Source organism: Reichenbachiella sp., from assembly GCF_033344935.1.
Taxonomy (GTDB): Bacteria; Bacteroidota; Bacteroidia; order Cytophagales; family Cyclobacteriaceae; genus Reichenbachiella.
Map to the genome: position 1 here is coordinate 3011590 of NZ_JAWPMM010000001.1, position 22487 is coordinate 3034076.

Consider the following 22487-nt stretch of genomic DNA (forward strand, 5'->3'; position numbering starts at 1 on the left):
TCCATTCTTGGAACCTGTCGGTATTACGGAGAAGGCTACCAATCAACCTCTAAAAAAAGGCGAGCCTTTGTAGTCAAAAGTATGCTTACAAGAATTTCAGAAACTAGAGCTCTTGAACATATTTGTTAAGATCAATATGTTCTTGTAATCCTATCTTTTTCTTGATTCTATACTTGATCATTACTGCGCTTCTATTTTCAATATTCAAAATTGTAGCAATTTCTCTATTGCTTAGGTTCAATTTGATTAGAGCACAAACTCTTTTTTCATGGTTCGATAATTTATCATTGAGGTCTGATAATTTTTCGTAAAACTTTGAATGGGAATTAGAAAAGTAATTATTAAAATTCTCCCAATCCTTCTTTAAAGATTTATTCATCCTAATGGTCTGAAGAATTTTGCGGTATTCCGGATCTCTATTCTTTATCATGATATCCTTGACTTGTTTTTCAAGGTTATCCATCAAATTATTCATATGGATCATATTGAGTGTCTGTTTATAAAGATCTGCTTGACCAAGTTCCAGATCATTTTTTAGTTTCATCTGCTTCACCTCTTCACTTTTCAATCGATTCTTATGACGATAAATTAACATTATGATTAGCAGAATACTTACAATTACTACCCAGGCCACAACCATACTTAAGCGTTGTTTTTTAAGCGATTCCAACTCTTTATCTTTTTGGAGCAACTTGATTTCTTTATCTTTTTCTAATGTCTCCATTTTTGTATATAGCTCAGTTATCTTTCTCTGACTCTCCTTATTAAACAAAGAATCTTCATATGCGTGATGCGATTTTAGATAATATAATGATGAATCCAACACTCCGAGTTGTTCGAAGGTTTTAGACATTAAATGTGTAATAATCGATGAAAATTGCCTATGTGAATATTGAGCAGTTGATGATAACGCTCTTCTAGAATAGAATAATGTACTGTCATATTCCTGCTTTTCAAAAAACACTTCCGCTTTAATAATGTCAAATTGTTCTTCTACACTATTAATCCCTACACTATCAGCCAGTTGTAAAGCTTCTGTCATCATTGAATTGGCAAGATCAAGCTCTCGTTTTAGTACATAATACTGGGCAAGGTTTCCTAAAGAAATAACGGCCGTACTATAGTTACCAAATTTCTGTGCTGCTTCAAAGGCCTTTTTGTCAAAATAGATAGCACTATCTAGATTGTTCAGTTGTTTATATATGGTTGCCAGCCCATTATACTTATTCATTTGACTACGCCATCCATTTTTTAGATCTAGCTTAAGCCCGTCACGAAAATATTGAGCAGCCTTTTCCACATGCCCCATATGTTTATAGCATAGTGCAATATTTCCTAATACAACTGACGCATTTAGTGACTCTTTGCTTTCACTAAGGTCATAAGCTTTTAGAAAATAGTCCAAAGCCTCAGAAAAATTACCTTTCATCCCATTAATACGGCCTAAGGAGTTTAGACAATGACGATACCTCATCGTATCCCCTTCTTGATCAAACATCTTCATTCCTCTTTGCAAAAGTCGTTCGGCTTCGTCAAAATTTCTTTTATAGATACTCCATGCTCCCTTGGTTAAAAACAAATAATGATATTTGGACTGAATGGTATCGCCAAATAGATTGTTCTTTTGATAGATCTCTTCGGCCTTAGAAAAAAGGATTTCACATGAATCCAACTGTGCTTTGTTTAAATAATAGCTGGACTGTACTACGAGCGATCGGGCCTGCCCAAAATCATAATCTAGCTCAATACTCCTCTCCAAGGCATACTTGGTTAAGACTAGTACACTGTCGTTGTTGTTGTCTTGAATAAGCCTCGAAGCGGCAAGAATTAGAGAGTCAATTTGCTGTGTGGACTTGGCTTGACTTAACGCAACTTGTGCATTGGATTGATATAAACTTAAGAAAAAAAAGAAAGTACTAATTCTGAAATGATTTAAGTTTTGCTGCATTATTATTTTTTATGAATTAAGAAATAAAACGGATGAACGATAGATTGCATATCCAATTCAAACAACGATATAGTCATTTGGAAAAAAGCATATTACCATCTAAATGCCCGCAAGTAAAAACAGACAGAAGTCAACCTATATAAAACCTTAACTCATAGCAAAAAAAGACAGATTAGGCTGGTCTCAATTACTCTGAATAGGCAATGATGTATGGTTAGATGGGCTTACTAAAAATAAGATATTTATATCACTACGACAAGGGAATTCTTCTATGGAATGGTTCCATCCTATAGCAGTATTTATTTAATTGTATTCTAATAGTATCCCTTGAATTTTGAAGAGAATCATTCATGCTGCGTGATATTTTCTTTGTAGCCTCAAAAAAAGGAATTGCTGACTAAATTCATGTAGGATATTGACTCAATCAAGTACTTGTAGACTCTTTGTAGACGTTGTTTTTTATTTAACGATACAATTTTGAAATCATGCTCGATAGACTGAGAACCAATGGAACCAATAATTCGAACAATAACTAAATAATGAGTCATTCGAATCGAATGATCTCACCTTCCTTCATGACGAAGTGTACAACTTTAATATTTTCAATATCTACCGATGAGTTATTCTTCGCCTTTCAAAATCATTTTCGAAAGTTTGGTCCTTTTATCTGCGATCTTTTTTTTCATCCTCTTTCTTTTCCTGAGCCTTTACCAAATCCCCCTCTTCTAGTTTCTTAGAAACCGCCAAATAAGGTCCTACAATTACCTGATCAGCCTCAGAAACACCTTCTACAATTTCGATATTATCAAAATCACTAATTCCTGTCTTCACCACTCTCAATTCAGCCTTGCCATCCACATTTACAAAAACCACTTCTTTTAATTCCTCGTCACGATTTCTTTTCTTAGACTCTTCCTCTCCATCTTTCTCATTTTTGGGAATTCGAGTGGTTACTGCTCCAAGAGGAACGGAAAGAATGTCACGTTTGGTGTTAGTTATAATATCTACACTAGCTGTCATTCCAGGACGAAAAGGCACTTTATTATTGGATACCAAATCAGCATAAGAGCTGTTTAATATTATGATTTTCACTTCGAACTCCGTTACCGCATCCGCCGAAGCTTTTGCATTGGCCGTGTTGGCAATAGCTGTAACTCTACCCTTGAACTTTTTATCCAAATAAGAATAGGCATCCACATCAATATCCACTTCATTGCCTTGAGCAACTCTCACAATGTCATTTTCATTAACATCTACTCGTACTTCCATATTACCCAAATCAGCGATACGCATCATCTCCGTACCAGCCATCTGAGAGGTCCCCACCACGCGCTCTCCTTTCTCTACATCCAGTTTGGAAACAATTCCACCCATTGGAGCGGTGATAGTAGTAAACATCAAGTTTTCATTGGCTTCCTTCACCGTTGCCAGAGCACTCTGAACAACATATTTGGAGGCTTCCACATTCTTTTCTGCAGATTTCAAATCTTGCTCTGCAATCTTAAAATTAGCTTCAGCCAATTCCATATCCGCATTAGAAATTGCTTTTGATTCATGCAATTGCTTCTGCCGGTTGTACTCCAATTCAGATCGCTTGAATGAAGCCTTAGCTGAAGCCAACCTTGCTTCGGCGTCTGCTAAATTGGCTCTTTGCTGATTGAGTGATGCCCGTGCACGATCTAAGGCAGATTTTAGATTATCTGGTTTCAAACGAATAAGCACGTCACCGACTTTTACCGAATCTCCCTCTTCTACATTTAGCTCGATAATTTCTGCTGAGACCTCAGGACTTATCTTAACTTCAACAATGGGTTGAATCATGCCAGAAGCACTGACCTTCTCCGTAATATCCACTTTTTTGACTTCTCCAAAAACTACTTCGGTTCTTTCTCGTTCGCCTATCCAACCCTTCTTTTTTCCTATCATTAGGAAAACTATCAACACTACTGCTCCGCCGATCAAACCATAGATCAACTTATTGTTATTTTTTTTCTTAGCCATGAGTTTAGAAAGTAATTGGTTTGCCTAGATAGAAGTCCAGCACTTTTTGTTTGAAAATAAAATCGAATTTCGACCTGACTAGATCGGACTTTGCCATATACAAATTATTAGTAGCTACTTGATAGTCTACAAAATTCACTGCCCCAAGGTTGAACTGGTTTTCGGTCACCCGAAAAGCCTCTTCTAGTGCTTCAACTTGTTTTTGATTAGCCGTATGTGTTTTGGACGCAGCCATCATATCATTGTAAGCCGATTCAATATTTTGTCGAAGTTGATTGCGTACTTCTTGAGAAGTCACCTCAGCCCTATACTTACCAAGCATTGATCGCTGAACATCAGCACGAGTCCTGAATTTATTAAAAACCGGAATACTCAAATTGAAAGCAATGTTCTTACTGATGTTTTCTTGAAACTGTTCTCCTAGTGGGAAATCAGGCTGAGTTTCTACTACATTAGGTACATTCACATCGGATAATACTGTTTCACCTGTAGAAGGCACGTAGCCAATGGGAACAGTTGAAGGCACAGTACCATCGAAAATATTACGTTCTCTATCAGCAAAGCTAGAATAGTTAGTATTGAAACCTGCAGAAACAGTCAATGTTGGAGAGTAAGCACCCTTCGAAATTTTATAATTCAAATCAGCTTCTTCTATCCTTAGCTGTGCACTTTGGATCTCTGGCATAACCGCTTCCGCCGTTTGATAAATCTCACCTGGAGTCATTAGGGCTGTTTCATCTAGGGTCAACTCCAACGCTGGAATCTCTATTTCAAATCTATCTCCTGCCGGAATCAATAATGCCTGCTTTAAGTTCAAAATGGCCAAATTATAGCTATTCTCCGCATTGATAACACTTACTTCATTGCTTGCTGACTGTGCCTGTAAATCCAATAGATTTGTAACAGGCAATGCTCCTGCATCCACCAATTTTTTGGTTCTTTCCAATTGCTGATTAGTACTATTCAATTGGTATTCTGCATTGGCTAAAAGTTCCTGATTAAAAATCACATTAAGGTATAAAGTAGCGACATTAAGACCCACATCATTCTTTGCTTTGGCCAATTCTGCTTCTGTAGCGGCGTAATTAATGTTGGCTTGTTTGATGCTGTTATGGATCTGCATTCCGTTGAACACTGTCAGATTACTTCGACCATTTATATTTGAAGAGTTCAGCTGTTCTGTCACGAAATTATTAGTTGTAGGATCGATGGTACGCCCCCAGTTGATGCCATAATTCGCACCCATATTGAAGTCTGGTAGACGTTCGAGTTTTGACTGATTCTTTGTCACCTCACTCACTTTCAAATCCAATTGACTACGCTGAATAGTGAGATTCTTTTCATAGGCGATTTTTATGCATTCGTCTAAAGAATATTGGTAATCTTGGGCGCTTACGTTCCCTATAAAAAGGCAAAGCAAGCCGCTCCATATCAAGCTTGTTAGGTTTTTCATTTATACTTTACTTATCAATGTCAGGTATGTATATGACATTTTTAATCCACTTTAAATTTCTCAAATACTCTAAGGTAATATCGTTGATACCAGAGTCCATCTCTAGAATTTGACAGGCCAGGTCATTTTTGCCTTTTCGAGATACCGTCATAGTAGCAATATTGCAATCATCATGAGCGATTACACTCGTAATGAAAGTAATACTCCCTGGTCGATCATCTGCTTCAATGATAATTGTATGCAAATTGGCTGTAAAGCCAGCTTCAAAACCATTGACCTCTACTATTTTCACTACACCACCGCCTCTACTTTCGCCTACCATGGTGACTTTTTTATCACCCTTCTTTAGTTTTAGCTCTATGGTATTTGGGTGTCTGGTAGAAGCATTTCCAATGGATTTAAAACTGTATTTAAAACCGACCTTCTTAGCTTCATCAAATGAAGTTTTAATTCGTTTGTCATCGGTTTTAAAATCCAATAAACCAGCAATAATGGCTCTGTCACTACCGTGTCCCTCATAGGTACGAGCAAATGAGTTGTAGAAAATCACCTCAGCTTCCTCTGGAATACCACCAAGTAATCTGACACCAACTCTGGCAATTCTGACGACTCCTGCCGTGTGAGAACTAGAGGGCCCTATCATCACAGGACCTATCATATCGAATACACTACTTTTTTCCACTAGATTTTGGGTTGCATCATCTGACACAAGATTTTATTACAAACACTCATTAGACCGAGTCCATGTGATAATCGTTACATCAGGTGATTAGTTGTCTGAATAAAAAATTTATTACAGCAAGTTAAAATTAATGTGCTGAATAATTGAAAAAGCTTATATAACAGCAGTTAAACTGCCACAGCGCCTTTGATATGTGGATGCGGATCATAATTTTCCAAGGTGAAATCCTCGTATTTGAATCCGAAAATATCTTTTACTTCTGGATTAATTTTCATCTGAGGTAATGGCCTGCATTCCCGACTCAATTGCAACTCTGTTTGTTCCATGTGGTTGGAGTATAGATGAGCATCTCCCAACGTATGAACAAAATCACCCAGTTCTAAGTCACAAACTTGAGCAACCATCATCGTCAGCAAGGCATATGAAGCGATATTAAATGGTACACCTAAAAACACGTCAGCACTCCTTTGATACAATTGACAACTCAACTTACCTTCGGCTACATAAAACTGAAAGAATGCATGACAAGGAGGCAAAGCCATATTTTGAACTTCGGCTACGTTCCAGGCGTTTACAATTAGTCTTCTGGAGTTAGGATTGTTTTTAATATCATGTATCAACTGACTAATTTGATCTATAGTCTCGCCGCTCTGTGTAGGCCAACTTCTCCACTGCACACCGTAAACCGGTCCTAATTCCCCATTTTCATCTGCCCATTCGTCCCAAATTGACACTCCATTGTCCTTCAAATATTTGATGTTGCTGTCTCCTTTCAGAAACCATAAGAGTTCATGAATAATTGATCTCAGGTGTAGCTTTTTTGTGGTAACTACAGGAAACCCTTCTGACAAATCAAATCGCATTTGATGACCAAAGACACTTTTAGTTCCTGTACCTGTTCGGTCTCCTTTCTGAACACCTTCGTCCAGAATCCTTTGCATGAGTTCGTGATATTGCTTCATGAGTAGCTATGAAATTAATGGATAAAACTTGAAGCGATAAAGGTAATTGATCGACTCGAATTGCACGAATTTACTCCAGTACTTCTACACAAAAAAGGCCCACTCGAAGAGCAGGCCTTTCACTTAGCATACAATTATATTTTTACTGAGCGTTGTCCTGAGTTTTGTAAAAATTACTTTTTACGCCTTTTACTCCTGGTACAGCTACAAAAAGGCTTCCAGCCAAAGGATACTTTTCTAACTCCTCATCGCTCATATCTACTCGAGCCGAAGTAATAATCAAAGAATCCAATTGTTCACCTACAAAAGCGACTGAGGTTATGTTGTGTGCTGGAACGTTTATTTTACCAATCAACTCTCCTGTGTTGGGATCCCATCTACTTACCATATTTCCATTCCAAAGTGCAATCCAAAGTTTGTCTTCAGCATCGATGGCCATACCATCAGGGTAGCCAATTCCTCCAATCTCTACTACCACCCGACCATTGGAGATTTTTCCAGAAGCCACATCATAATCAAACGCTTTTACGTTTTCATCCGGTGTATCGATATAATACATGGTTTTTTGATCTTTCGACCATACTATTCCATTAGAAATAGTGATACTATCCAACTGTTGATTAGCCACTCCTTTCTCCAAACTATATAAAGATGCCCGAAAGGATTTTTGATCTAGCCCCATTGACCCAACCCACAATCTGCCCGCAGGGTCGCATTTCCCATCATTGAAGCGAATATTATCAATGGAATCTAAGGGATTAGTTATTAAATTCTGAGTCTTGGATTCAAAATCATAGGTATATAAACCGCTTTGCAACGCAACAATCGCTTGCCCCAGATCATTCGGCACAATCGTACCTATCCTTTGTCCCACGTCAAAAGTTTTTTGCTCTTTGGTTTTGATGTCCGTAGTAAAGAACTGCTTTCCTTCAATATCTATATGCCAAAACTCCTTCGTCTCTTGATTGTAAATAGCACCTTCGCCCAACTCATTTTGCATTTCCACATACAAGGTAGCATCCCATTCCTGAACAGGACTAGTTGATGCTATGGTCTCTACTGATTCGCTTTTCACCTGACATGCAATTAATGCACAACCTAAACTAAAAATGCCAAGGGCATTTAATACTTTCATTCGTCTTGATTTTAATTTTCTATAGCGAAATTGGCAATTCTTCGCTGTTTCAAAGATGGGCATTTGTCACAAATAACAGGGTCAAAGTTTACTTCTCCCAAATACTGAAGTCTTTCCCTCTTCCTCGACCTATTAATTCTGACATCATGTAAAACTCCAATGTGTTTAAATCCTTCAATACAAACTCATCATTGGGCTTAATTTCTACAACCGTAAATTCATACTTTTCACCATAATTGGTGAGAACATATTTTTTGTTGGTTCGGATATTATCTAATGCAATACTCATTGGTAAATTTCAGTGGGCAATATTACAATTTTGTTAAATGCCATGAATTGAAAACAAGAATTATTAGTTTGCAACTGATGAAAAAATACTTTCTGGCTGGACTTATTTGCCTCTCTTCTCATACATGGGTTGAAGCTCAAAATGGCAACTATACGATGGGTGCCAGGTCTGCCGCAATTGGTGGTTCTTCTATCACACTTGGAGATGAATGGGCTTTATTCAATAACATTGGTGGACTTGCCCATTTTCAAGAAAAATCCATATTCACTTCTTTTAAGAACAAATATGGAATTTCAGAGTTTACCAGCTTGGCACTAGGTGGTACCTACCCCGTATTAGGCGGCACAGCAGGCCTGGGTATGTTTCGGTTTGGGGATGATTTGTACAACGAACAGCGCCTGAATCTCGGGTTTAGTAATCAATTCGGCATAGTTAGTCTTGGCCTCAATGTGAGCTATTACCAGCTAAATATTGAAGGAGCCGGTAGCAGAAAAACGGCGATGATTGATTTTGGAGGAAGAGCTCAACTCACAGAACAGCTTTTTTTCGGGGCTCATGTTTCCAATCTAAATCAAGCGAAACTCTCAACCATTAGCGATGAAAGAATACCAACCATTATGAAAACTGGACTGAGCTATAGGCCAAGTCAAGACCTTATGATCAATACAGAAGTAGAGAAAGAAATAGATCAAGAGGCAGTATTGAAGTTGGGTTTGGAATATAAGATACTCGATAACCTTAGTTTAAGAACCGGATTTAACACTAAGCCATTTGAAAGCAGTTTTGGATTAGGCTTTTATCCTGGAAAGCTGAAGGCTGATTACAGCTATAACAACAATCCTGATTTGGGGGGTATTCATGAGATATCAATTGGCTATATTTTCAGTGATTGAAAAAGCTTATCACCATAGCATTATTGTTTTGTACTTCGGTACCTGACGTGTTGGCACAACAGTACAACAGGAATGATATTGATATTCAGGAGTTTATTGAGGATTTGTTTCAAGTACCAGATGAAGACATCAACTATGATGATCTGTATGAGACTCTGTATCAATTGTATTCAAATCCAATCAATCTGAATGAAACTACCAAAAATGAGCTCAACAGTCTTTTTCAGCTCAATATCAACCAGATTAACAATCTGATTGATTACCTAAATGTTAATGGGCCACTATTATCCATATATGAGCTACAAGTCATAGACGGGTTCGATAGAACTACAATCAACAATCTCTTACCTTTTGTAGAAGTCCGATCTCCAGGAGATCACTCTACTCGCGGGCATCTGTTTAAACGAATTGCATCTGAAAAAAACAACTACCTTATTCTTAGAACGGAAAGAGTTTTAGAAGACCAGGCCGGTTATTTACGATCCGATTCATCCAGATACTTAGGCTCTCCCTATAAAATCTATGGCCGATTCCGATCCAGTCATTCCAAAGACTTTAGTGTAGGTCTTACATTTGAAAAAGACCCAGGTGAACAAGTGATTCTAGATCAGGATACCAAGCAATACGGTTTTGACTATTATTCCTATCACCTATTCTTGTACGACAAAGGGGCCTTTAAGAGCATTGCCATAGGTGACTATCAAATGCAATTCGGGCAAGGCTTAGTCCTTGGCTCAGGATTTAACCCAGGAAAAGGTGCGGAGACCATCACAACTGTAAAAAGAGGAAATTCAGGACTAAGACCTTATACTTCAGCGCTTGAAACTAACTTCATGAGAGGAGCTGCCTTTACCTATACGTTTAAAAACCTAGAAGTTACTCCTTTCTATTCTCGATTAAAGCAAGACGGTATTATTAGATCTGAAGATTTTGGAGGAGACTACCAAGAATACATTACAGGCATTCAGGACATTGGCATGCATAGAACATACAGCGAGTTATCTTCACGAAAAGGTATTCAGGAAGAGTCGGCTGGGATCAATCTTACTTACAATGATCTGAAAAACAGCAATTTACAATTCGGGGCTACCTTTTTGCACAACAGCTTTTCTATTCCCATTCAAAAGACTCCCAACAACTACAATCAATTTGAGTTCAAAGGAGATAAAAACTATAATGCAAGTCTATTCGCGAACTACAACTGGCATAACTTTCTGCTTTTTTCAGAAGTGGCGCGTTCCAAGTCGGGCGGCATGGCTATAGTAGGAGGCTTTATGGGTAGTCTCTCTCCCATTGTTTCTATGAGCTTTTTGTACAGGAATTATGCTAAAAATTACCATTCCTTCTATGGCAACTCATTCGGTGAGGGATCAAGGAATATCAATGAAGAAGGCTTATACTGGGGTATTAAAGTAACACCAAGTAAACAAACCTCCTTTTCCGCCTATTATGATAGATTCAAATTCCCCTGGCTTCGATTTGGAGTTAACTCACCTTCTCAAGGATATGAATATTTAATTCGAGCTGAGTATAAACCTACAAGAAAAATTAAACTTTATGCGCAACTCAGAGAACAAGCCAAAGAAGTTTCGGTTTCTACAGAAGGAGGAAATTTACACTTGCTTGAAAATGGAGTAAAACGAAATTATGCTGGCAATTTAGATTTTACCGCCAATGAGATGTTTACGCTGAAATCGAGAGTACAATTCAGTACATATGATCTGTCCGGTAGCCAAACAAAAGGCTTAGCCGTTATTCAGGATTTCAATGTCAAAATTAGCAAGTTCACGGTAAGTACCAGATTTGCCTTATTTGACACTGAGGATTACGAGAATCGACAATATGTTTTTGAAAAGGATCTACTGTATGTATTTTCCATTCCCGCGTATGCTAACCAAGGAACTCGGAGCTATGTAATGCTACAATATAAGCCTACCAGAAAAATGACGATTTGGGCTAGGTATGGAAGGTATGACTACCGAAACTTGACAAGTATAGGGTCAGGATTGAATGAAATTGAAGGGCAAACTAGAAGTGATGTAAAATTTCAAATCAGGTATAAAATTTAAATCCTCATCGATTCACAATGAGGATTTAATATTTTCCATTTCCTATCATATCAACCGCACATTTCCCTTACTACTGATAATTCATTTTTATTCAAGTATTCGCCCTTGGCATCAATCATCAGTGCTAGCAATTCGGCAGGCTTATCTATTGGAATCAGCTCTTCCTCTGCATCAATCTGATTAAACCACTGTAATACATTTCTTGTAGCTTCCTTTCTTGCATTTTCATTCATCAAAGCATCCTCGATCACTTTCAATGAGACATTTGGATTTTCAATTTTCATAACTTTTGTCTTTAATTATATTGGCAAGTTAAGATCAATATATACTTCAAACTATGTCAGAAAAACCTATTTATCAAAATTGGTAAAATACCTATTAGTCGCTAGTGGAGCTAAAAACTCTTAAAAGAACCAACCTTTTAATAGACATAAACTTAAAGTATCGCCCATTTTTTGGTAATTTCACTCCTCCAACTACAGCCTATGAGAAAATGAAAATTATCCATCGAATCCTAAAATTCATTCAGAAAGAGTCAATCAGTTCTGACCAACTCAAAAGCAGCTTAGGTCTGGGAAAAGACGCACTGCAACTCGCCGTGTCTGAAGATGGATCGGTAAGCACTGATGTGCTAGAGGAAATTTGTAAGCAATATCCGCAGCTCAATCCCATTTGGCTAGTTACAGGAAAAGGAGAAATGCTAATCGATGATTACCACGAAATAGGAAAGGCAATCGAAAATGTAGAATCTCAGGACGGAATCTATAATGTCATCGCAGGAAAGGATATTGAAATTCAGCTACTCAAAGAGCACATAGAAGGACTCAATGAACTAATTAAAGTGAAGAACAAACTTATTGATGAGTATAAAAATGCTTAGGGAAATGGATCAATTTCGAATCTTTTGATCCATAGATTTTTTCATTTCTTCTTTTTCCTTCCTAAACATATCGAGAAGGTAGACCATTTCATTCGAATTTTTTATCAGTGCCAGTCCTTTCTCCGCAGATTTGTAATGGTAAATCTTCCAAAGCCTGACTGATAATACGCCTGACATAAAAATAAAAGTCATAATAAATGCCATTAACCAAGAAGTTTTAGCGTATTGCTCTTTTTCTGCTTTTTCTCTTTCATGATCCTGATACTTTGTGAGCAAGGCAATTTTCTCATCCTCTTTCTTTAGCCAAGATTGATTTTGAATCAACGGTAAGGCCATGTCATTAATTAACATGGTATAATGTAAGAGACTATCTGGTTGATTAAGTTTTTCAAATGTCTTCTTTAGTGCCTGATTAGTGATGGCCAATTCATTCATCTCACCCTTTTCACTATTATAAACCAAGCTATGCTTAAAACAATTCCAGGCTTTTTCATACTCCCCTTTTTCATTGTATACTTTACCCAAATTATTATAGGTTATCCAGAGTTGATTGGCACTTGACTTATATGCTAACGATTTTTCAAGAAACTCTTCTGCCGTATGAAAGTCACCTTTCTTCAAATAAACATTCCCCAAATTATTATAGAGTTGCCATGAATGAAAATTGGGATCATGAGTGAAAGGTAATATTTCTTCAACCTTTTTATACATTTCAATGGCCTGATCAAAATTACCAACTCTTCTTTGTGCAACAGCTATTCCATAATAACTATTCACTAGACCTCCAAAATCTTTTAGGTCTCTATATATATCTACAGATTTCAACAAGAAGTCAACTCCTTCTTCCTCCCTATCTAGCATTTTCAAGGTTTTCCCTACACCATAATTGTAATGACCTCGATCTTGAATGGTTGCATAATCTCCTAAACTAAGGGCTGTCTGAAAATGAATTAGTGCTTGATCATACAATTCACTTTCATAAAAGATCTGTCCAATTTCATTATGTAACCTCGAAACTCTTAATAAATCCCCCAATTCATTGGCTATTTCAATTGCCAAAAGGTAATCCTTATAAGCTAGCTTATTATCATCCTTTAAATAATAAATAAACCCACGGAGGTATAACGATTTAACAGTCAATTCAGACTCATCACCGTCAATATTTTTGAAAACAAATTCTAATGACGTCAGAGCCTTTTTATAATCACCATCCTTATAAAGAGACATTGCTTTTTCGTACTCATTTGTAGCCTCAATAGTCAGTTCATCGGCACAAGAAAAAAGTACAAATACCAAGAAGAGTAGTTTTAATATCTTCATTTTGATATCAAAGATAGGTAGGGTTAGATTGATTTAGAGGAAGCAATTTTATTTTTGAAACATTTTATTTATCACCCAGGCCCAGAAGTATTGTGGCCAGATGAGGTTTCACCTTGATTTGTCTTCTCCGGAACCACATTATCATAGATTTCGTCTGCCTGAGCGTCAGCACAAGAGGATAATAAAGTACCTGCGAAAATAACTACTAGAAATAATGAACCTAATTTTTTCATAACTGTAATGTTTGGTATAACTGATTAATTTTCAATGCTGCATTTAGGTCGAAACCAGTCGGAAATTATTGAAATAGTGGTTGAAAAAACCTGTGTAGGTAGGTTAGAAATTAGGTTAGGTCGGTTTACCTTCAGTTTTTTTCTTTCAATATTTCCTCTTGGTTTCGGCTTAAAATCAAAATTTCATTTAATATCTTGAAGGCGAGGTCGGTACCAATTTCAATTCTAATTGGGTGTAGCTGCTGAAATTCTTACCAGACAACAGCATATCCTCGTCATCAATTTTATAATACCAATTCACATTTATATCCATCCCATCCTCCTGATACTCCTTTAGTTGAGTCATAAGAAGATACAGATAACGTGCAGAACTGGTATTGAAATATTCTAAACTAAGATTGACAGTCAATGACTTTCTTCCATCCGCCAAATAGAAGGCAAGCAGTTTGTCAACTTTATCATAAAATTCTCTTGGGTCCTCAGGGTGCGATGTCCCTTTGATAAGCAATGTACGGTTGGCCATCTCGAGCGCAACAAAAGGTGTCTCAGAAGTAGCTTTAATCACATAATTCCTAAACCTTCTTTGATCTACCGTAGTATTCAAATTTTCACTTCTCGGAATTGTGATTATACCCTCCATAGCTAGACCCATTAATTTTTCGTGTTTAATGATTATTCAATCTCAGTAACAAACTTTAATCGTTCATTACAGGATCAAAAGTATGGATGAAAGCGTTCGAGGACAATAGGTACTGATACCCAAATTTCTTATAGGCAAATCACTTAGATTTATAAATTTACCGTCTACATGCGCTCTATTCCATGTTTTAAGGCAAATTTGGTTAGACCAACTGCATTTTTAACTCCTGTCTTTTGTAGTAGGTTTCTACGATGGGCATCCACTGTACGAATGCTGATGTGAAGTTCATCAGCTATTTCATAATTAGATTTTTCTTCTACAATTAATTTTAGAACATCCAATTCTCTTGCGGTTAAGAAGTCGATAGGGTTTTCCTTCATTTTTTCTTCTTTTGTCTTAGAGAATTCAGACATAATCACTTTTGTAATTTCTTTACCGTGATACGCCTCCCCATTGTTTATGGCATCCAGGGCTTCCAATAACACCTTTCTTCCTGCATCTTTAGAGATATATCCATTGGCACCTGCCTGCAGCATATTTACGATGTGCTGTTCGTCGACATACATACTCATGGCCAACACCTTGGTGTCAATATTTTTTTCTTTAATGGCCTTGGTACAGGCAACTCCATCGAGATTTGGCATATTGATATCTATCACAACAATATCCACTGAATGCTCTGATAAATAGTTGAGAGCTTCCACCCCGTCTGATGCTTCTGAAACTACATGATAATCGGATGATTCTGTAATTATGGCTTTGATACCATCTCTCATGATCTTATGATCATCCACTAATAAAATTTTAGTACTCATTGTTAGATTGAAATTTCTATGGTTATGATTGATCCTTTGTTTGACTCGAAGTCAATTTTGCCACCTAGGTATGCCACCCGGTTGGCCATATTTTTTAGCCCTAAACCAGCCCCTCCTTTAATATCACTGATTTTTTTAAAACCAACACCATCATCTTCTATACTAATGTAAACATAATCAGGATGTCTAATAACCTGTATAGTAGCTGTTTTGGCTTGAGCATGCTTTAGAATATTGTTTACGCCTTCCTGACAAATTCTATAAATATTAGTTTCGAATTCCTCTTCAAAACGTTCATCAATATCATTGTGAAAAAAAATGAATTTCACATCTGATGACCGGTCCACCTGACTGATCATTGTTTCGAGAGCAGGAATCAAACCGTAATCGACGAGCGCAGGTGGCATGAGATCATGAGAAATAGTCCTACTCTCCTGAATAGCCCCAGCCACCAAATCAGAAACACTCTTGACTCTGTCCTCAAAATCGGCGCCCTTATTTAACTCCAAAAGTGTATCAAGCTCCAGACGTGCTACTGAAAGTGTTTGCCCTAAACTATCATGTATTTCAGAAGCAATTCTTTTTCGTTCACTGTCTTTAGCTTTAATCATAGCTCTGATTCTTAAAAGCTCTGCCATTTTCTCCTTATGCACATTTTTTACTACACCAATAACTCTCTCCGCTATTCCATCAGCAGTCGCATGAAGTACACCTTCAATTCTCAACCAATAATAATCTTCATTGGTATTCTTAAACTGAAAATCAATGGTAAACTTTTCATTCGGTTGTTTATTCATCATCAGTCTATCCTCCAAACTTACCCTGTCCGATGGGTGAATTCTATCCAGAAAAAAATTTGGACTATTCCCCATTTCTTCTTTCTGATAGCCAAATACTTTATAAACCGCACCAAACCATAAAATTCTTTTCTTAGCTACCGAATAATCCCACGTAACTTCATCCAATGATTCTAGTACAGATGCATTGAATTCACTTAAACTTTCTCGCTCTTTAATCACTCTACTTTTCTCGAGTTCAACCGACAATCGTTGGCCGACCACATGAACCAAAGAATAGTTTTCTATACTAAAATCCTCCAATTTTAGTACAGGCAGTATAATCAATGCAATCACCTTTGAATGGCTATCCAAACATGGAAATACATAGTAATCAGTGCCAGGAACAATATTAATCAACCTTGTATCTCGGAAGACATTGGAGGGTTTAAGCGTAGGTTCCGTAATAGATGATACTTCACCGTATAATTTCTCATTATATATCGACTGACCTTCATTGGAAACTTTTCCCTTAGACAAAAGACGCTCTATTGTTAGTTCTGATTCTCCAACACTTAGGATCGCAGCATTTTTCACATGAAGTAAATCACTGATGACCTTCAAAGTCTTGTCGTATATAAGATCTATGCTACCGCTCACTTTTCTTTAATTGAAAGAAAGAATCATACTGCGAAAAAAGTCGAAAAACTAATGAAAAAGGAAGTAGTAAAAGGCTGCAAGCTGGTCATCTGGTCTCAAAAGGCTGATTTTTAATTTGAAGCAGAAATTAGCAAAAACCAAAATACTTATTAAGTGATCTGTGGAATTTATTCACAGAAACTTTGGTTCAAGTTTTAAAAATTCTTTCCATTCTCTCTCTTTATTACTCTAATTTCGCAGCTGACCAAGAAAATATTCGCCTTGTCATTCGATTTTAAAAACATAGACTTACCCATTGTTGAATCTGTAGAGGAGATTCGCAATAATTTCTCAACACATAATACTCAAATAGTAAATGCGCCACCTGGTGCAGGAAAGAGCACTTTGCTACCGCTAACTTTTCTTGACCAACCTTTGTTGAATGGGCAAAAAATAATGATGCTTGAACCCAGGCGATTAGCGGCAAGAACTGTTGCTACTCGAATGGCCGAATTGCTGGGTGAGAAAATTGGACAAACCGTCGGATATCGCATACGATTCGAAAACAAAGTCTCTGATCAAACGCAAATAGAAGTACTCACAGAAGGCATTCTCACTCGCATGATTCATAGCGACAACTCTTTAGAGGGAGTAGGCGTGGTTATATTTGATGAATTTCATGAGCGTAGTATTCATGCCGATGTTGCATTGGCATTGTGTCGGGAAGCTCAACAGGTACTGAGACCTGATTTAAAAATACTCATCATGTCTGCGACACTAGACATGCCACAACTAAGCAGTATGCTACAATGTCCAGTGGTAAAAAGTGAAGGGCGACAATATCCTGTTGATGTAAAATATACTGGCGACACAGACATGACGTTACTTCCTGAATTAACTGCTAGAGTTATCACTCAGGCTGTCAAAGAGAATGAGGGTGACGTGTTAGCCTTCTTTCCTGGTCAAGGAGAAATTAGAAAATGTGAAGAAATACTAAGAGGTAGACTCAAAGGTTTTGCTATTCACCCACTCTACGGCCAACTGCCGCATGGTAAGCAGATGGCAGCCATTATGCCAAACAGAAATGGCAAGCGAAAAGTAGTCCTAGCTACTTCAATCGCTGAAACCAGTTTAACCATAGAAGGAATCAAAATCGTAGTAGACACGGGATTCGGACGAACATCAAAGTTTGACCCAAAATCAGGTCTCTCTCGTTTACATACCATTCAAATATCTAAAGACTCAGCTGATCAGCGTGCCGGCCGAGCCGGACGTTTGAGTGCTGGAGCTTGTTATCGAATGTGGTCCAAAGCAACTCAAGACCGACTGGAACTACATGCCTCCCCTGAAATATTAGAAGTGGATCTTTCGTCTTTGGCTCTAGACTTAGCCAAGTGGGGTATTTTGGATCCAAATCAACTGACTTGGCTCACGCCACCTCCATCAGGCACCATGCAGCGCGCATTAGCTTCATTGCATGAACTACATGCGCTCACCAATGGTCGAATCACTCCCCATGGTGAAAGGATGCATGCACTCCCCTGTCATCCCAGAATAGCTCATATGCTAATCGAGGCCGAAGAACAAGAGCTTTTAAGTCTAGCTACCGATATTGCTGCTCTCATTGAAGAAAGAGATCCCATGGGACCTGAAGCAGGCATTGATATCAACGAAAGAATTATCGTGCTGCGTCGTCTTCGATCGGAAAATAGGCTGAGTAGAAAGTTCAGTAGAATTGAAAAAATTGCCGAATCCTATCGTAGAATGTTTGACCTGCAAGAAGTGGATAATTCTCCAGTCGATCCCTATGAAACTGGCCTTCTATTGGCACAAGCCTACCCTGAGCGAATCGCCTTTGCCAGACCTGGAAACAATGCTCAATTCAAGTTGTCCAATGGCAAAATTGCCATGGCAGGACATCGGGATGATCTCGCACACGAATCCTGGCTGGCCATTGCACACATGGACGCCAGAGAAGGCATGGGGAAAATATTCATGGCATCCCCGCTGAACCCTAAGGATTTGGCTCCAATGGTCAAAAGCTTGGAAGTCATTAAGTGGGATACTAAGGATGGTGGCTTGATTGCGAATAAAGAATTGAGAATTGGTAGTATTGTTCTTCAATCTGTACCCCTACCGGATCCTGATACTGAACATTTAGAACAAGCCATATGTGATGCAGTGAAGTCTGAAGGTCAGCACTTGCTCAACTGGGATGATGATGTGATTCAGTGGCAAAACAGAATACTTAGCCTTAGACGTTGGAATCCACAAGGTCATTGGCCAGATGTTAGCCAAGCGTACTTACTTTCAACAAATGAAGAATGGCTAAAACCCTATTTGAATAAAATCAAAAGGCCTGAAGACTTAAAGAAAATCAACCTTAAAGAAGTACTCCATTATCATCTACCTATGGACCAACAAAGTCAATTGGATCAATTGGCCCCTGAAAGAATTGAAGTGCCTAGTGGATCGAATATCAAAATTCAATATTTCCTTGATGGCGCCCCACCTGTTTTGGCCGTCAGATTGCAAGAACTCTTCGGACTTTTGGAAACACCAAAAGTGAACAACGGCTCTATTCCGTTATTGATTCACTTATTGTCTCCTGGGTTTAAACCTGTGCAAGTCACATCTGACTTGAAGAGCTTTTGGTCAGATGCCTATTTCGAGGTACGTAAAGAATTGAAGAGACGATATCCAAAACATGCCTGGCCTGAGAATCCGTTGGAAGCAAAAGCCATCAGCGGTGTCGATCATTCTAAAAAGAAAAAACCCTGACTATGTCAGGGTTTTCCTTGTTTAATATTTACTAAAAATTTCTTAGTACTTGGCCATCTCCGGATCCAATTCTTCGGCCCAAGCCAAAATACCCCCTTTGAGATTGTATAGGTTTTTGAACCCTAATTTCTCGAGTTCAACAATGGCATCAGCACTTCGCTTGCCACTACGACAATGAACCACCACATCCACATCAGAACGGATTTCATTCACGTGGTCTGAAATCTCACCCAAAGGAATCAATTTGCCTTCTAGGTTGGCAATGTCATATTCATAGCCTTCACGGACATCTATGAGCTGAAAATCCTTCTTAGTTGCCTTCCATTGACTCAATTCTTCTACCGTGATTTCTTTGACTACTTTCTCTTCTTCTTTGTCTCCTATTCCACAGAAAATTTCATAGTCAATCAATTCCGTTACTGCAGGCGTGTTCTTATTCTTATGAATTTTCATTACACGTGTCTCAAACGAGAGTGCATCAAACAAAAACAATCGACCGGCCAATGGGTCGCCAACACCGCTCACTACCTTCAGTACTTCATTCGCTTGCAACGATCCGATAATGCCTGGTAACACACCTATCACACCACCTTCTGCACAACTAGGTACTAATCCTGGTGGTGGTGGAGTTGGGAATAGGTCTCTATAATGCGGACCATACTCACCATCTGCTTTTTTATAATTGAACACAGATACTTGACCTTCGAACCTGAAGATTGAAGCATACACATTCACTTTATCCAAGATCACACAAGCATCGTTCACTAAATATCTTGTTGGGAAATTATCCGTACCATCTGCCACCACATCGTAATCCTTAACAATATCTAAGGCATTCTCAGAAGTAAGCATGGTGTTGTGCACAGTGAAATTGACATGCGGATTTAGCTTCTCTAAACGAGCTTTCGCTGCCTCTGACTTGGGTTTGCCTACATCATCAACAGTAAACAAGACCTGCCGTTGCAAGTTGCTATCGTCCACCACATCAAAATCCAGGATACCAATATTACCAACTCCTGCAGCTGTTAGATAAAGGAGCAAGGGACTTCCCAATCCTCCAGTACCCACTACCAGAACTTTGGCCTCTTTGAGACGCCTCTGCCCTTCTATATTGAACTCCGGTATAATCAAATGACGGCTATACCGTTCGAGTTCTTCTTTTGAAAAATTCACTTCTGCCATGGTTATGGATTTATTGGATTCCTCCTGCTATAGCAGGAATAATGCTAATTACCGAACTGCTGTCTACCTTGGTATTTTCGTTTTCCAAAGCATTGATATCTTCGTCTCCTACATAGATTCTGATGAATTGACGGATCTTGCCTTCCCCATCAAAAATGTGTTTGTTCAAATCAGGAAACTGCTTAGCCAAATCTTCAACAGACTGCTGAACAGTAGATCCGTTTGACTCTACTGAAGCCTGATTATTTGTAAATTTTCTTAAGGGTGTTGGTATAATAATATTTGCCATGATGCTATTAATTGCTCTTTAATAATTCTTCTTCAAATTGATTTTCTTCATTCAGTTGCCAAGAGGTTGTCTTTTCAACTTTTGTTTCATTGACCGAAGCAATGATGTACGAAAAGAAAGGTACCGCTTGCTTCAAGTCATGCTCGGAAGGAATCGCTGGATGCAATGGATGTGAGTGATAAATTCCCAAAAGTTCCAACTGATTCGCTAAAGCATATTGCTCCGCTTTCATGTAGTCCAACGGATTCACCTCAAATCGTCTTCGTTGATCCCCTTCCTTGCTGTTTTCTAACGGTCCATACTCCGTCACAGTTTTAATATCTCCTTCTGATTTGCCGTAGAAAAAACCTACACATTCATTAGGGAAATCAGACAACGCATGACGATGCATTTCTTTTAGAATTTCTTCTGATACTTGAATTTGTTTCTTCATTTTAAAACAAAGACTTAATCACTTCACTATACTTTTCTGCATTATCAGGGAAAAGGGTTACAATAACTCCCTCATCTATTTCTTCTGCCAATTGCAACGCACCTTTTAGGTTTGCTGCTGCTGACGGGCTGATCATCAACCCTTCTTTCTTCGCAGCCAATTTTAAAGTTTCGTAAGCGTCGAAAGTATCCACATTCATGAAGCGATCTGCCAACGATGGATCATAGATTCCAGGCACCTTGGCCGTCTCCATATCTTTCCATCCTTCTAGCCCGTGCAAAGCGCCATCTGGCTGCAAAGCAATCGTGGTAATGCCTTCATTGACCTCTTTCAGTCTTTTACTTATTCCCGTAAAAGAACCTGTAGTACCTAAGCCTGTCACAAAGTGTGTCAGGCTTCCATTTACTTTTGAAATGATCTCCTCACTTGTGGTATCATAGTGCGCCTTCCAGTTGTTTTCGTTTCCATATTGATCAGCCAGGAAATATTTATCTGGTTCGTTTTGGTAAAGCTCAAGTGCTTTCTCCTGTGCTTCGTCAGTTGAGCCAAATTTAGAAGTATAAACAATCGATACTCCCAGTCCTTTCAAAAGCATTTTTCGTTCCCAAGAAGCATTCTCTGGCAAACAAATAGTTACTGGAATACCAAGCCTGGCACCGATAGTTGCATATGCTATTGCTGTGTTACCACTTGATGCATCTAAAAGTATTTTTCCTTGACCTAAGTCTCCGTTGAGTACCGCCTGCTTTATGATATTGTAAGCAGGTCTTGCTTTCACACTACCACCGAACTGCATCCATTCCAATTTGGCTAAAATGCGCACGGATTTTTTAGGCGAGATGTGCTGAAGCTCATACAAGGGAGTGTTTCCTATGTGATTACCAAGGGCTAAAACACTTTCAACAATTTCTGATTCTTGACTGATTACCATTGTAAATATTGAGGTTTTAAAACGAAAAAGGCCTTACTCAATTTGAGAAAGGCCCTTTTTATATTTTTATCGTATGATATTTCTATAAATTATAAACTTTCCCATAAACACCAATTAGGTGCACAACAGCAACAAC

General features: G+C 38.2%; 21 protein-coding genes. 4 read left to right on the top strand and 17 right to left on the bottom strand.

All coding sequences use genetic code 11. The features are described from left to right. Window positions 1-103: 103 nt before the first annotated feature. From R8N23_RS12995 to R8N23_RS13025, 7 genes are all read right to left on the bottom strand, one after another. Entirely contained in the window at window positions 104-1759 is a 1656-nt protein-coding gene (locus R8N23_RS12995; protein ID WP_318172036.1) for a tetratricopeptide repeat protein, read from the bottom strand. A gap of 852 nt (window positions 1760-2611) precedes the next feature. Then, window positions 2612-3949, bottom strand: coding sequence for an efflux RND transporter periplasmic adaptor subunit (locus tag R8N23_RS13000; RefSeq protein ID WP_318172037.1), 1338 nt, complete (start codon window positions 3947-3949; stop codon window positions 2612-2614). A gap of 4 nt (window positions 3950-3953) precedes the next feature. After that, window positions 3954-5402: a TolC family protein gene (locus tag R8N23_RS13005; protein ID WP_318172038.1), complete on the bottom strand. Its 1449-nt coding sequence runs from the start codon at window positions 5400-5402 to the stop codon at window positions 3954-3956. 7 nt (window positions 5403-5409) lie between these two features. Next, window positions 5410-6084: an L-serine ammonia-lyase, iron-sulfur-dependent subunit beta gene (gene sdaAB / locus R8N23_RS13010; protein WP_318172039.1), complete on the bottom strand. Its 675-nt coding sequence runs from the start codon at window positions 6082-6084 to the stop codon at window positions 5410-5412. 167 nt (window positions 6085-6251) lie between these two features. Further along, window positions 6252-7046: a thymidylate synthase gene (locus R8N23_RS13015; protein ID WP_318172040.1), complete on the bottom strand. Its 795-nt coding sequence runs from the start codon at window positions 7044-7046 to the stop codon at window positions 6252-6254. 142 nt (window positions 7047-7188) lie between these two features. Then, window positions 7189-8181 carry an SMP-30/gluconolactonase/LRE family protein gene (locus tag R8N23_RS13020; protein WP_318172041.1) on the bottom strand — a complete coding sequence of 331 codons (993 nt, stop codon included), beginning with the start codon at window positions 8179-8181 and terminating at the stop codon, window positions 7189-7191. 88 nt (window positions 8182-8269) lie between these two features. After that, complete coding sequence (locus R8N23_RS13025; protein ID WP_318172042.1) at window positions 8270-8470, bottom strand: hypothetical protein; 201 nt, start codon at window positions 8468-8470, stop codon at window positions 8270-8272. Between the two features lie 47 nt (window positions 8471-8517). Here R8N23_RS13025 and R8N23_RS13030 point away from each other — a divergent pair, with 47 nt between their 5' ends. Beyond that, window positions 8518-9363, top strand: a complete 846-nt coding sequence (locus R8N23_RS13030; RefSeq protein WP_318172043.1) for a hypothetical protein — start codon at window positions 8518-8520, stop codon at window positions 9361-9363. Continuing rightward, window positions 9360-11432 carry a helix-hairpin-helix domain-containing protein gene (locus tag R8N23_RS13035; protein WP_318172044.1) on the top strand — a complete coding sequence of 691 codons (2073 nt, stop codon included), beginning with the start codon at window positions 9360-9362 and terminating at the stop codon, window positions 11430-11432. Before R8N23_RS13030 ends, R8N23_RS13035 begins: the two co-directional genes overlap by 4 nt. A 50-nt stretch (window positions 11433-11482) precedes the next feature. On the opposite strand, the gene R8N23_RS13040 is transcribed toward R8N23_RS13035, so the two are convergent. After that, on the bottom strand, window positions 11483-11716 hold the full coding sequence (locus R8N23_RS13040) for a hypothetical protein (RefSeq protein WP_318172045.1): 234 nt from the start codon (window positions 11714-11716) through the stop codon (window positions 11483-11485). A 209-nt stretch (window positions 11717-11925) separates the two neighbouring features. Here R8N23_RS13040 and R8N23_RS13045 point away from each other — a divergent pair, with 209 nt between their 5' ends. Continuing rightward, window positions 11926-12312, top strand: coding sequence for a hypothetical protein (locus R8N23_RS13045; RefSeq protein WP_318172046.1), 387 nt, complete (start codon window positions 11926-11928; stop codon window positions 12310-12312). A gap of 9 nt (window positions 12313-12321) precedes the next feature. Here R8N23_RS13045 and R8N23_RS13050 read toward each other — a convergent pair whose 3' ends face one another. From R8N23_RS13050 to R8N23_RS13070, 5 genes are all read right to left on the bottom strand, one after another. Further along, complete coding sequence (locus tag R8N23_RS13050) at window positions 12322-13632, bottom strand: tetratricopeptide repeat protein (RefSeq protein ID WP_318172047.1); 1311 nt, start codon at window positions 13630-13632, stop codon at window positions 12322-12324. Between the two features lie 71 nt (window positions 13633-13703). After that, window positions 13704-13865 (bottom strand): hypothetical protein, encoded by a 162-nt coding sequence (locus tag R8N23_RS13055; RefSeq protein WP_318172048.1) that lies wholly within the window; start codon window positions 13863-13865, stop codon window positions 13704-13706. A gap of 187 nt (window positions 13866-14052) precedes the next feature. Further along, window positions 14053-14505, bottom strand: a complete 453-nt coding sequence (locus R8N23_RS13060; protein ID WP_318172049.1) for a DUF1987 domain-containing protein — start codon at window positions 14503-14505, stop codon at window positions 14053-14055. 164 nt (window positions 14506-14669) lie between these two features. Further along, window positions 14670-15320, bottom strand: coding sequence for a response regulator transcription factor (locus R8N23_RS13065; protein WP_318172050.1), 651 nt, complete (start codon window positions 15318-15320; stop codon window positions 14670-14672). Window positions 15321-15322: 2 nt separating this feature from the next. Continuing rightward, on the bottom strand, window positions 15323-16756 hold the full coding sequence (locus tag R8N23_RS13070) for a histidine kinase (protein ID WP_318172051.1): 1434 nt from the start codon (window positions 16754-16756) through the stop codon (window positions 15323-15325). Window positions 16757-17017: 261 nt separating this feature from the next. Here R8N23_RS13070 and hrpB point away from each other — a divergent pair, with 261 nt between their 5' ends. After that, a complete protein-coding gene (gene hrpB / locus R8N23_RS13075; RefSeq protein ID WP_318172052.1) occupies window positions 17018-19516 on the top strand; it encodes an ATP-dependent helicase HrpB in 2499 nt (832 codons plus the stop codon). A 42-nt stretch (window positions 19517-19558) separates the two neighbouring features. Here hrpB and moeB read toward each other — a convergent pair whose 3' ends face one another. The 4 genes from moeB to R8N23_RS13095 are packed head-to-tail and all read right to left on the bottom strand — an operon-like array spanning window position 19559 to window position 22351. Next, complete coding sequence (gene moeB, locus R8N23_RS13080) at window positions 19559-20698, bottom strand: molybdopterin-synthase adenylyltransferase MoeB (RefSeq protein ID WP_318172053.1); 1140 nt, start codon at window positions 20696-20698, stop codon at window positions 19559-19561. Window positions 20699-20708: 10 nt separating this feature from the next. Then, window positions 20709-20987: a MoaD/ThiS family protein gene (locus R8N23_RS13085; protein ID WP_318172054.1), complete on the bottom strand. Its 279-nt coding sequence runs from the start codon at window positions 20985-20987 to the stop codon at window positions 20709-20711. 7 nt (window positions 20988-20994) lie between these two features. Then, window positions 20995-21420 (bottom strand): M67 family metallopeptidase, encoded by a 426-nt coding sequence (locus R8N23_RS13090; RefSeq protein ID WP_318172055.1) that lies wholly within the window; start codon window positions 21418-21420, stop codon window positions 20995-20997. Between the two features lies 1 nt (window position 21421). After that, a complete protein-coding gene (locus tag R8N23_RS13095; protein ID WP_318172056.1) occupies window positions 21422-22351 on the bottom strand; it encodes a cysteine synthase family protein in 930 nt (309 codons plus the stop codon). Between the last annotated feature and the right edge of the window lie 136 nt (window positions 22352-22487).